Source organism: Niveispirillum sp. SYP-B3756 (assembly GCF_009495745.1).
Lineage (GTDB): Bacteria > Pseudomonadota > Alphaproteobacteria > Azospirillales > Azospirillaceae > Niveispirillum.
In genome coordinates this window covers 1-11,890 of sequence record NZ_WIDQ01000034.1, presented here as the reverse complement: position 1 = coordinate 11,890, position 11,890 = coordinate 1, and the positions used below count along the sequence as shown (strand labels likewise).

Annotated in this window: 10 protein-coding genes and 1 pseudogene; 5 read left to right on the top strand and 6 right to left on the bottom strand. The window is 59.3% G+C overall.

What is annotated here, in order from left to right:
• A pseudogene (locus tag GE253_RS25290) lies at nt 1-115 on the top strand (IS5/IS1182 family transposase); the annotation flags it as partial.
• Between the two features lie 51 nt (nt 116-166).
• On the opposite strand, the gene GE253_RS25285 reads toward GE253_RS25290, so the two are convergent.
• Both GE253_RS25285 and GE253_RS25280 read right to left on the bottom strand, forming a co-directional pair.
• The gene (locus GE253_RS25285; protein WP_153206930.1) at nt 167-1,096 is read right to left on the bottom strand and encodes an electron transfer flavoprotein subunit alpha/FixB family protein; all 930 of its coding nucleotides are present in this window, start codon (nt 1,094-1,096) and stop codon (nt 167-169) included.
• On the bottom strand, nt 1,093-1,842 hold the full coding sequence (locus GE253_RS25280) for an electron transfer flavoprotein subunit beta/FixA family protein (protein WP_153206929.1): 750 nt from the start codon (nt 1,840-1,842) through the stop codon (nt 1,093-1,095). Before GE253_RS25280 ends, GE253_RS25285 begins: the two co-directional genes overlap by 4 nt.
• A 220-nt stretch (nt 1,843-2,062) precedes the next feature.
• Between GE253_RS25280 and GE253_RS25275 the strand changes: the two genes are divergently transcribed.
• Genes GE253_RS25275 through GE253_RS25260 form a run of 4 tightly spaced genes read left to right on the top strand, consistent with a single transcriptional unit; the run spans nt 2,063 to nt 5,334 of the window.
• The gene (locus GE253_RS25275; RefSeq protein WP_153206928.1) at nt 2,063-3,064 is read left to right on the top strand and encodes an NAD(P)-dependent alcohol dehydrogenase; all 1,002 of its coding nucleotides are present in this window, start codon (nt 2,063-2,065) and stop codon (nt 3,062-3,064) included.
• A 44-nt stretch (nt 3,065-3,108) separates the two neighbouring features.
• Nucleotides 3,109-3,885, top strand: a complete 777-nt coding sequence (locus GE253_RS25270) for an SDR family oxidoreductase (protein WP_153206927.1) — start codon at nt 3,109-3,111, stop codon at nt 3,883-3,885.
• A 10-nt stretch (nt 3,886-3,895) separates the two neighbouring features.
• On the top strand, nt 3,896-5,005 hold the full coding sequence (locus GE253_RS25265) for a Gfo/Idh/MocA family oxidoreductase (RefSeq protein ID WP_153206926.1): 1,110 nt from the start codon (nt 3,896-3,898) through the stop codon (nt 5,003-5,005).
• A gap of 8 nt (nt 5,006-5,013) precedes the next feature.
• The gene (locus tag GE253_RS25260; protein ID WP_153206925.1) at nt 5,014-5,334 is read left to right on the top strand and encodes a DUF4286 family protein; all 321 of its coding nucleotides are present in this window, start codon (nt 5,014-5,016) and stop codon (nt 5,332-5,334) included.
• A 69-nt stretch (nt 5,335-5,403) separates the two neighbouring features.
• Here the strand turns inward: GE253_RS25260 and GE253_RS25255 are convergent, their stop codons facing one another.
• The 4 genes from GE253_RS25255 to GE253_RS25240 all read right to left on the bottom strand — a co-directional run bounded on the left by GE253_RS25255 (nt 5,404) and on the right by GE253_RS25240 (nt 11,535).
• Entirely contained in the window at nt 5,404-6,549 is a 1,146-nt protein-coding gene (locus GE253_RS25255) for an acyl-CoA dehydrogenase family protein (protein WP_153206924.1), read from the bottom strand.
• Nucleotides 6,550-6,578: 29 nt separating this feature from the next.
• Nucleotides 6,579-7,061: a MaoC/PaaZ C-terminal domain-containing protein gene (locus GE253_RS25250; RefSeq protein WP_153206923.1), complete on the bottom strand. Its 483-nt coding sequence runs from the start codon at nt 7,059-7,061 to the stop codon at nt 6,579-6,581.
• A gap of 218 nt (nt 7,062-7,279) precedes the next feature.
• Nucleotides 7,280-8,710: an aromatic ring-hydroxylating dioxygenase subunit alpha gene (locus tag GE253_RS25245; protein WP_153206922.1), complete on the bottom strand. Its 1,431-nt coding sequence runs from the start codon at nt 8,708-8,710 to the stop codon at nt 7,280-7,282.
• Between the two features lie 350 nt (nt 8,711-9,060).
• Nucleotides 9,061-11,535 carry a TonB-dependent receptor gene (locus tag GE253_RS25240; RefSeq protein WP_153206921.1) on the bottom strand — a complete coding sequence of 825 codons (2,475 nt, stop codon included), beginning with the start codon at nt 11,533-11,535 and terminating at the stop codon, nt 9,061-9,063.
• Nucleotides 11,536-11,890: the final 355 nt, after the last annotated feature.

The window sequence follows — 11,890 nt, the reverse complement described above, 5'->3', positions numbered from 1 at the left end:
CTTCAACAAGATCAAACAGTTCAGAGGTATCGCCACCCGATACGACAAACAACCCGAGAACTTCCTAGCTGCCGTAAAGCTCGTCGCCGTCAGGCTATGGTGTCAGTCGTTATGAGTCTACGGCCTAGGATATCCCAATGGCGGTGGGGCGATGCCGGTTTTACGCTCAGAGCTTTGCCAGCAGTTCGGGAACGGCCTTGTACAGGTCGGCAACCAGACCGATATCGGCCACCTGGAATATGGGTGCCTCTTCATCCTTGTTGATGGCGATGATGACCTTGCTGTCCTTCATGCCAGCCAGATGCTGAATGGCGCCGGAGATGCCGATAGCGAAATAGATTTCCGGGGCCACGATCTTGCCCGTCTGCCCCACCTGATAGTCATTGGGGACATAGCCGGCGTCCACCGCCGCGCGTGAGGCACCCACGGCGGCACCGATCTTGTCGGCCAGCGGGAAGATGACCTGACGGAACGTCTCGCTGTCCTTCAACGCCCGGCCGCCGGAAACGACGATCTTGGCGCTGGTCAGCTCGGGCCGGTCCAGTGCGGCCAGTTCCGCACTCACAAAGCGGGCAAGGCCGCTGTCCCCAGGACCAGAGACAGGCACCACGGCGGCGCTTCCCCCGCTGGCCGACGCCTTGGCAAAGGCAGTGCCGCGCACGGTGATGACCTTCCTGGCATCCTTGCTGCGCACCGTGGTGATGACATTGCCGGCATAGATGGGACGCGTGAAGGTATCCGGTGCCTCCACCGACAGGATGTCGCTGATCTGCATGACATCCAGCAGCGCCGCCACGCGCGGAGCGATGTTCTTGCCGTTGCTGGTGGCGGGTGCGATGAACGCCTCATGCTCCGCCATCAGCCCGACGATAAGCGGCGCCACATTCTCCGGCAAGGCGTGGGCGTAGGACGCATCATCGGCGAGATAGACCTTGCCGACACCCTCAATCGCCGCCGCCGCCGAGGCAACACCGGCGCAGGCGGCGCCGGCCACCAGCAGGTGCACCTCACCGATTTTGGCCGCCGCCGTGACGGCGGACAGGGTGGCATCCTTGACCGTCACATTATCATGTTCAACCCAAACCAGCACGCTCATGCTGCAACTCCCAAGGCTTTCAATTTGGCGACCAGTTCATCGATGTCAGCGACCTTGACCCCACCGCTGCGCTGGACCGGTTCGCTCATCCGCAGGGTTTCAAGGCGGCGGGTGACGTCCACGCCATAATCGGCCGGAGTCTTTGTGACCAAGGGCTTGCTCTTGGCCTTCATGATGTTCGGCAAGGATGCGTAGCGGGGTTCATTCAGGCGCAGATCCGCCGTGACGATGGCCGGCAATTGCAGGCTGACCGTCTCCAGCCCGCCATCCACCTCGCGCGTGACCTGCACCGCGCCGTCGCCGATGTCGATCTTGCTGGCAAACGTCCCCTGGGGGCGCCCCAGCAGGGCCGCCAGCATCTGTCCGGTCTGGTTGCAATCATCATCGATCGCCTGTTTGCCCAGGATGACCAGCGCCGGCCCCTCATCGGCCACGATCCGGGCCAGCAGCTTGGCAACGGCCAGCGACTCAACCTCCTCATCCGTCTGGATCAAGATGCCGCGATCCGCCCCCATGGCCAGGGCGGTGCGGATCGTCTCCTGCGCCTTTGCCGGCCCGATCGACACCACCAGCACTTCCTTGGCGGCGCCCTTCTCCTTCAAACGGACGGCCTCTTCAACGGCAATCTCGTCAAAAGGGTTCATCGCCATCTTAACATTGGTCAGATCAACGCCCGAACCATCCGGCTTCACACGCGGTTTGAGATTGTAGTCGATCACCCGTTTGACCGGCACGAGGACCTTCATGGCGCAACTCCCCAAAAGTACGGTGCAAAATTGTTCTGCACGACTGTATTCAACGGGCTGACTGGCCCGCCATCAATATTCGATATTTCCTTGTCCCCTGCGGCAGCCGCTGTTGATTGCACGCGCCGCCGGCTGATCTTTACCAAATGGAAGCTGGTCAGGCGCCTGGTGATGGACAAGGTTTGACACTGGATCGGTGCGTTGGCGAAGGAGAACGACCATGAAGGCAATGGTGCTCGGGGGGCCTGCCACCCTGGCCAACCTTGGATATGTGAACCGGGACGCAAGGGCACCAGGACCGGGGGAAATTCTTGTCCGGGTCAGGGCCAGCTCGCTTAATTTCCATGATTATCTTGTCGCTGTCGGCCTCATTCCGGCCGCACCGGGCCGTGTGCTGCTCTCCGATGGCGTCGGTGAGGTGGTGGAGTGTGGGCCGGATGCCACGGCCTTCAAGGTCGGGGATCGGGTCATGGGCACCTTCTTTCCCGACTGGCCCGATGGCCATCCCGACGAAAGACACACCGCGAGGATGCGTGGCGACCATGTCGATGGCTTCGCCAGCGACTATGTGGTGATGCGGGAGACCGACTTTACCCCGGCGCCGCGTAACCTGACCGATGCTGAGGCCGCCACCTTGCCCTGTGCCGGACTGACTGCCTGGCGGGCGCTGGTTGTCGAGGGCGGGATCAAGCCAGGCGACAATGTTCTGGTGGAAGGCAGTGGGGGCGTATCCGTTTTCGCCATCCAGTTCGCCAAGGCGGCGGGTGCAACCGTCATCGCCACGACCTCCACCGACGAGAAGGCCGCCCGGCTGCAGGCGATCGGCGCTGACCATGTTATCAATTACACAACGATCCCCAAATGGGGGGCTGCCGCGCGTAACATCACCGGCGGGCGGGGCGTGGATCATGTGGTGGAGGTGGTCGGGGGGGATCTTTCCCAACCGATGCAGGCATTGAGGGTTGGCGGCGCGCTCTATCTGGTGGGGGCGCTCAGCCGCCAGCCCATCGAGTTTCCCACGGCCCTGGGGATTCACGGCAATCGTCGCATCATCGGCCTGACCGTGGGCAGCCGCAAGCACCAGCTCGACATGGTCCGCGCCGTGGAGGCCAACGCGATCCGGCCCGTCCTGGACCGGACATTCCCGTTGGCCGAGCTTGGCGACGCCTTCCGCCATCAGGAAGCAAAGGCCCATTTCGGCAAGATCAGCATTTCCATCTAAAGCGCAACAATGCGCCGCTCGCAACCAAAGAAGGGGAGGAACGTATGGGACGACTTGAGGGAAAGATCGCGTTCGTCACCGGTGGCGCATCCGGCCTTGGCCGCGCCATCGTCGAACGTTTTGTAGAGGAAGGTGCGAAAGTCTTCCTGGGCGACATGAAGGACGAGATCGGCCAGCAGATCGCCGCCAGCACGGGAGCCACCTTTCTGCATCTGGATGTCACGCGGGAGGATCAATGGATCGCCGCGATGCGACAGGTCACTGACGCAAGCGGGCGGCTGGACGTTATGGTCAATAATGCCGGCATTTTGGGGCCGGGGGCGCTGGAGACCATTGAGATCGACGCCTGGAACCGGCTGTTCGCGGTCAATGTCACGGGTGTGATGCTGGGATGCAAGCACGGCGCCTTGGCCATGCAGAAGAACCCGGGCGGCCCCAGCGGTTCGATCATCAACATGTCATCCAATGCGGGCATCCTGGCCACCGCCACGGACCCCGGCTACTCGGCCACGAAGGGCGCCGTGCGGCTGATGACCAAGTCCATTGCGGTCAATTTCGCACGGCGCGGCATACCCATCCGCTGTAACTCAATTCATCCCGGTCCCATTGACACGCCCATCTTCGAACCCTGGCGGCGGAACGAGGATACGACCGCGCTTCTGATGAAGAAGCTTCACACCATGACCCCCATGGGCCGGATCGGGCGTCCGCTGGAGATCGCCAATATGGCGCTGTTCCTGGCCAGTGATGAGTCCAGCTTCTCCACCGGTTCCGAATTCGTGGCCGATGGCGGCGGCACAGCGGCCCTCCATGGCGAATAGGAGATTTCCAATGCAAGACGGGAAGAAGATCGGCGTCGGCATCATTGGGTATGAAGTGGGGCGAAGTTGGGCGGCACTGGCCCATGTGCCGGCACTGAAAGGCCTCTCCGACCGGTTCGAGATCGCGGCCGTCAGCACCACCCGACAGGAATCAGCGGCGGCGGCGGCGGCGGATATCGGCATTGAGCGGGGCTACAGCAATGCAGAACAGCTGATCCGCTGCCCGGAGGTTGATCTGGTCGCGGTGACGGTGAAGGTGCCACATCATCACGAACTGGTGAAGGCGGCGACGGCCGCCGGCAAACATGTCTATTGCGAATGGCCCCTGGGTAACGGGTTGCGGGAAGCCGAGGAGATGGCGGCCATGGTGCGGGCTGCCGGCGTCCATGGCATCGTCGGCCTGCAGGCTCGTTGCGCGCCCGTGATCGCCTATGTCCGGTCGCTCATTGCTTCCGGCCATATTGGGGAGGTTCTGTCGACCACCATGGTCGGTTCCGGCCTTCAGTGGGCGGATTGGGTTGATCCCCCCAATGTCTATCTGCTCGATAAGCGCAATGGCGCCACCTTGCTGTCAATCCCTCTGGGACACGCAGTCGACGCCCTGTGCCATTGCCTGGGCGAGTTCGCCAGCCTGTCCTCCATCACGGCCATCCGCCAGCCCAAAACAATCCGCCTGGATACGCGCCAACCCGTGGAGAAAACCGCCGAGGATCAGGTTGTCGTCAGTGGCATTCTGGAAAGCGGAGCCGTTGCGTCCATCCATTACCGGGCCGGTCAATCACGGGGGGTCAATTTCCTCTGGGAAATCAACGGGTCGCAGGGTGATCTGCAGATCACCGCCACCGGCGGGCACGCCCAGATGTTCGAACTTCAGCTCTCAGGCGGGCAAGGGAAGGAGCGATCCCTGTCCCCCATGACCGTGCCGCCGGAGTTCCGGTGGATTCCGCCCGCAATCACTGGATTTGGGGTCAATGTGGCCCAGATGTATGCGCGCGTCGCCGATGACCTTCGCTGCGGCACGACCACGGCACCTGGTTTCGACGACGCGGTTATCCGCCATCGCCTGTTGGCTGCCATTGAGGAAGCGGCAGCAACCGGCCGTCGCGTCAGCTTGAAGTGAGGAAAAACATGGCTGAATATAAACTGCTGGTCCTGAGCAACCCTGTCGATGGTCAGGATGAGGAATTCAATCACTGGTACGATACCGTGCATCTGCCCGACGTTCTGGCCGTGGACGGCGTTGTCGGTGCCGAGCGTTTTCGCCTGCTGAGCGGGGACCGCTGGCGATATCTGGCGATCTACAGCCTGGAATGCGATGATCCGGCCAGCGTTGAAGCCGAACTGATGGCTCGGGCCGGAACCGAACGGATGCAGATGTCCGCCGCCTTCAATCTTTCGGACTTCTTCATGGGCAGCGCGCAGTCCCTGGCCCCCTATCGACCTGCATAATGTTCCTTCAAAAGAAGAAGCGCCGCGGCTGTAGAGACAGCCGCGGCGCCTTTTCTGAACCATATCCGCTCAGTAGGATTTGGGCAGACCCAAAGCCTTCTCGGCGATATAGCTGAGGACGATCTGGTTGTTCACCGGCGCTACCGTGTTGTTCTGGGCGGCGATAAAGAAGGGCAGAATGTCCTGGGCCACATCCACCCCGGCACCACCAAAGGTGGTCATGGCGATTTCAGCCGCCATCTTGAAGGCTTCAGACGACAGGATCTTCACCATATTCGCCTCAAGCCCGATATTCTCACCCCGGTCATGTTTTTCAGCGGCGAGATACATCATGGTGCGGGCGGCTTCCACGTAGGTCTTGGCCCGGGCCAGCGGATGCTGGATCGACTGGTAAGACCCGATCGGCTTGTCGAACGGCGCACGGATTTTGGCATATTCCGCCGCCCGCTTGATGCAATAGTCCGCTTGGCCGACATTCATGGCCGCCACCAGCAGCCGTTCGGGGTTGAGAGAGTCGAACAGGATGCTCAACCCGCGTCCTTCCTGTCCCACCAGAGCATCGGCGGGAATGACCACGTCATCATAATAGACCTGATAGTTCTTCTCCGGCAGATACATGCCGATATCCATCTTGGTCGCCGAGATGCCGGGCAGCTTGGTATCGACGATAAACAGCGAAATGCCGGCCGTGCGGTTCTTCTCATCATAGGGCTGGGTGCGCGCCACCAGCAGGCAATGAGCGGATTCCACAAAGGCGGTCTGATAGGTCTTGGACCCGTTGACCAAAAAGCTGCCGTCCGGCTGACGGATCGCCGTCGTCTTGATCTTGAAAGTATTGGTGCCGGCATCCGCTTCCGTGATGCCGAAGCTGAAGAACTCCTCCCCGGTGGCGGTCGGCGGCAGATAGCGGCGCTTCTGCGCTTCCGAGCCGTGGCGCAGCAGCGGCTCGCGCGACATGAAGTTCGGCACGGCCAGCGGCAGCAGCAGGGCTTCACGGTGCAGCAGGTCCATTGCCAGGATGATGTCGTACAGGCTGCCCCCGGCGCCGCCATATTCCTCCGGCAAACCCATGGCCAGCAGCCCGCTGTCGATCCACATCTGCCAGAGCTTCGTCGGCATCTCGTTCTTGCGGCCGCATTCAGCGACATAGGCGCGATCCACGCGCTTGATGATGCTGTCGCAGATTTCGCGGATAGCTTCGCTGTTCTCGCTCATTTCCTGGTCCCTAACGTTATAATGGCTCGTTACTTTTCATCCTGATCGAGGGTCAGGAACACACCGGTCAGCGCCATTTCGCAGACGCGCGCACCCGATTCATCCTGCATACTCGCCAGCATCGTGATGGAGGCCCGGCCGGGCCGCGACGCCGATGGCCTGATATCGGCAATCTCGACCATGCAGCGCAGATTTTCACCCACATAGACCGGCGCCAGCCATTTGATCCGTTCTACGCCGGAACCTGCCAGTCCCCGGATCTTCGTGCCCTTCCAGAGGTCCGCGAGCTTGTTCTGCATGGCGACGACCGTGTGCCAGCCGCTGGCCGCCATACGCTTGAAGATCGGGTGACCCACAGCACCCTCATCGCTGAGATGGAAAGGCTGGGCGTCATATTCAGAGGCGAACGCGTACACCTTCTCGCGGGACATGAGATAATCCCCGAGATCGAACGTATCGCCGATGTTCAGATCCTGAAGCCTCAGATCTGCTGTCTTCTGGCGGAGGACCAAGTTTCGCACTCCTGCTGGCAGCCATGGTCAAAGATGCCCTGATTCACTAACATGCCCCAAATGGGCATTCCATGCGGGACGCGGCCATCCGGCCGGCAGACAAGATGCAAGCAAGCCATTGTGCGGCTGAAGGCTTGAATCGGAATTCCTTGGCCGGTAACAGGAGCGGCGACGGGCGATGACAAGGACAGCGATGTCCCCGCCATCGCCCGGTGCGATTACCGGGACAGCCCCAGCAGCCTGTTATAAACATTGTGGAAATGCTGGATATTGGACTCCTGGTAGCGTGCCAGCGTCATGAAATCCTTGCCCGGTTTAGCCGCCTTCAGTCCTTTCTGGATTTCCACCAGATTGGACATGTCCTGATCCAGGATATAGCCCACAACCCCCAAGGCTTCGCATTCCGATGTCCGGTCATCAGGGCCCAGATCGATCGGCGTCGCCGTTGCCGGGCGCGGCGCGCCCTTGGGCACCGGCGCCGTGATGCGTACTTCCATCATGGACATGCCGGGATCATCCCCCACGGGCATGAAACGGTACCACCAGGGCAATGCCTCACCCCACCAGGGATGGTGGTTGGGGAAAACAAAGCACTTGGTCATGTCCAGGAAATAGGACACCGGCTTGGCACCGAGGTCCAGACCGGTCTCAGCCTCGATCTTCCGCCGGCGCTGATCAGCGCAATAGGCGCGAGCCTCGGCCACCGTCGTCACCTCCCCCGGCGCCGGTTCCCGCAGGCCGAAGGTCGCGCAGAATTGGCGGGCGCTCTCATGCGGGGAAACCTTGTCCTGCACCCAGACATCGGGAACAACCGACGGCGTGACCAGCCGGCTGACATGGCAGACACCATCGTCCCAGGCATCATATTGGGTGAAGGCGGAGCCGAAAAAGGGCATCCCATCCCAATGTGTTTCCAGCACATGATAGCCTTCCATGAAGGCTTCCTGTGTCAGTTTCCAATTACAGCGCACTTTCTTACGCAGATGCAGGACCGTGTACCGCTCTTCCAGCGGATGGTCCTTGAACTGCGACACCATCACACCCAATGCCTGTTCCAGGGGTGGGGCTTCGGGGTCAGGGTTGATGAAAATGTTCCCGCCCCAACGCCCGAGCTGTACCTCCTGCAGGCGATGATGCTGGTCTGACACATGCGGAAAATCATGGCCGCCGGGCACCCATGCCAGGGAACCGTCAAGCCCCCAGGTCCAGGCATGGAAGGGACAGCGAATTTCTCCTGCACTTTCGGCATGATCGCAGAGACGACGGCCACGATGCGGACAACTATTGTAGAAAGCCCGGAACTCGTCCGGACCGGAACGGACGATGATGAAAGAGAGGCTGGCAATGTCATAGGGCAGACGATCGCCGACATTGGGAAGATCCTCTTCGCGGCAGGCAACCTGCCACTGCTTCTTCCAGATATGTTCCGTCTCCAGCGCCACGAAGGCGGGATCGATATAGCGGTCATAGGAGATCAGACCTTCGACCTTGACCGGCATGTCGCTGCGCTGGAGCACCGGCGGCACAGGTTGCCCATCGCCCACCAAGATGTCGGCATAAGTCCGCAAGCCGACGCTGCTGGTTCCCTTGACGGCCTTGGGGGTTGCAAAGCCATAGGCGCCTTTCAAAGCTTCTTCATATTCAATCATGTTTGCCTCCCATCAAGCAGAGCCCTATACCTGCCAATGGACCGGCCTTCATTGATTGATACATATCAATGCGCTCATGATTAACAATTATGGGTAAATTTCGGTTCATTTACAGTCAAACTAGACATAGTTCTATAAAATCATGAATAATTTATTGAGTTAATATTTTATATTGTGTCCTTTTATGCACGACATAAAAAACCATCTATTTACAATGGAGTACATTTTCTATGCGAATGATGTCACCAAAACAAAAAAAGCCCCACCATAGAGGTGGGGCCAAGATATGCTGAGCAGAATGCTGCAACGGAAACGACTACAACAAACTGCTCTTGGGAACTGCTTTCTGGTCAGTACTTGTATCCCATCCGAATCATGACCTCACGGCCACGATTCACAACGGCAATGATGTCTGAATAACCAACAGTGCCCGCGGGCCGAGCCGGTATGTCTGTCCCTCTGACAATGTAATATTTGTCCGTCAAGTTACGTCCGATGACCGCAAACTCCCACTTCCCATCGCTGTCAAGGAAACGGACGGTTGCATCAAGAAGAGCATAGTTAGGCTGACGGGAATTCGGCTGGGAGGAAGCATTCGTTATGTAGCTGCTGCTGAAACTCATGCCACCGCTCAGTTCGGCAGAGAAGGCCTCGGTTACCGGGGTTTCGTAGACAAAACCGACATTACCTGTCCATTCCGGCGACCGGATCAACTCTGTACCGCTGAGATTCTGCAATAGGCCGACAATGTTATTATTCGTCGGATTGGGCTGGGTTCCACACTGGCCGACACCCGTACCAGGCGTGACCGTCGTCTGCCCAGCATAGCAGGCGGCATAGTAGGCGTCGTACCGCCCCCTGGCATAGGCAACATTGCCATACACGCTGAAATCATCAGTAAAGCGATAGTTCAGGCTCAGCTCTGCCCCCTTGGAAGAGACCTCACCTGCATTTCGCAGTTCCTGCACTGTACCTTGCGTCGTCACCTGCACCTGAAGGTCCGTGATATCGTAGGTATAGAGGGCAAGATCGGCTGTCAGGGCACCATCAAAGGCATGTCCCTTCACGCCAGCCTCCCACCCCTTCACATATTGGGGACGGTAGCTGAGATCGCCGTTGAAATTCGCAGAGCCGCCATTGAAACCGCCTGACAAGAAGCCCTCCTTATAGGACCCGTAGAAATTCAGGTTTCTATCCGGTTTGTAGGACAGTGTGAATTCCGGAGAAAGATTGTTGAAGCTCTTCTTCTGATTGCCGTTGGAAAGAAGTGGCCGCACACCGACCAGCTCAATGGCACCCGTGGCCAGGGAAGTGCCGTCGAGGACAGAAACTAGCTCCTTCTCCTCCGTCGACAGGCGTCCGCCGACCGATAATTCCAGTTCCGGGGTGATCTTGTACTGCAACTGGGCGAAAGCGGAATAGGCCTCCCCCTTCTGGTCCAGCAGATAACCCGATGCGATGAAGGGCGACGGACGTCCGACAACCGATATCTGGCCCGGAATGGCACCGAATGCCGCAATAGAGGCGCTTTTGGCCCGGCTGTCCTGGAACTGGCCCCCAAACATGAAATTAAACGGACCACTGAAGTTGGAGGTGAGACGCAGTTCCTGGCTGATCTCACGGATATCGAGCGCGTTCACACTCCCCAGTATCGCACTTGGCAGTGATGTGGCGGTGAAATTCGTGCGATTGAATATCTGGACATCATAGAGTCCGGTCACAGAGGTAAGTGTCAGGTCATCGGCAACGTCGTAGTTCATCTCCAGACCACCGAGCCATTGCTTCTGGCGCAACGTGCCCTGACCATCGCCAAAATCAGAACCGCGGAGCATGTCGCTCAGCACCATGGGTGCCAGGGCGGTGGCGAACCCACTCCCCAGTGCCCCCGTACTGATCCGGTCGTCAGCCTTGCAGTTTTCCGCGACACCGGGAACATTGATCAACGGTTGCCCTCTGGGGCAGTGGACATACTGATAGTTCGCCCCCGACCCGGCACCCTTGACGTCGTTATAGGCGAGCTTCATGCGCGCGTTGAAAGGACCACCATCATCATATTTCAGCGTGCCTCGAACCGCATATTCATCGGTTTTCGGGCCATATTCGTCCTTCGGCGCGAGGGGGTCTGTCCGCGGAACGTCATTCTTCACCCAACCACGCATGTGCGAGCCATAAACCGCAAGGCGCGCACCCAGCGCTTCTGTCACAGGTGCCGAGATATACGCTTCTCCACGGGTCTCATGAGCCACGATCTCATACCCGAGCTTCCCACCTGCTTCAAAACGATCCGTTGGATCAGCCGTACGAGTTGAGATGATGCCGCCTGGGCTGTTCTTACCGTAGAAAAGGGCCTGCGGGCCTTTCATGACTTCGACCTGCGCGGTGTCGAAATCGCCCATGCGCCGAACCGTTGCCCGCGCGACCTGAACGCCATCAATATTGAACGACACCGCCTGGTCGCCAAGCGGGTTGGAGTCAGACGCGCTAATGCCACGCAGAGCGATGGAGCCACCCTGGATGGTGCCACCACCTTCGCCGATCACAAAACCAGGAATCTTGCGGGCCAGCGCATCGACACCGTTGACTGCGCTGCGTTCCAGTTCAAGTGCACCAACGGCGGAGATGGCTGCGGGGACTTCGATCAACGTCTCAGAGCGCTTGCGCGCGGTAACGATGATCTCTTCCAAAACCAAGCTGTCACCGCCGCTGACCGCGGGCGGCGGGGCTTCCTGGGCCGATGCGACAGCAAGCGATGACGCGCCGGCGACGAAGGAAGCCAGCAAGGCGAACTTATAGGGGCGACGCCCCTTGGGCTGAGCAAACTTCATTTTTCCTCCCTGATTTTTCTGTGTTTTGGTATATGGGCTCACGCGGCTTCTATTTATCGATCAGATCCATTGATCATGCTTGCAGGCTGTCTTGCCCCTACCCGATCATTTTCCTGGAACACGTACATTTGGATGCATGAACCCAGATTCGTCACCGGCTACCGGTATTTTTTCGGATTTGTGTTTGATATACCTGAACCGCGCCTGGATTGTCGGCGGCAAAAGTTTGTGAGTCACGCCGCCATTTGCTGAGTGCTCACGGCATCATGATAGCGTTGATCGGCCTCGGCGGGCGGGATATTTCCGATAGGTTCCAGCAGGCGTCGGTTGTTGAACCAGTCGACCCATTCGAGGG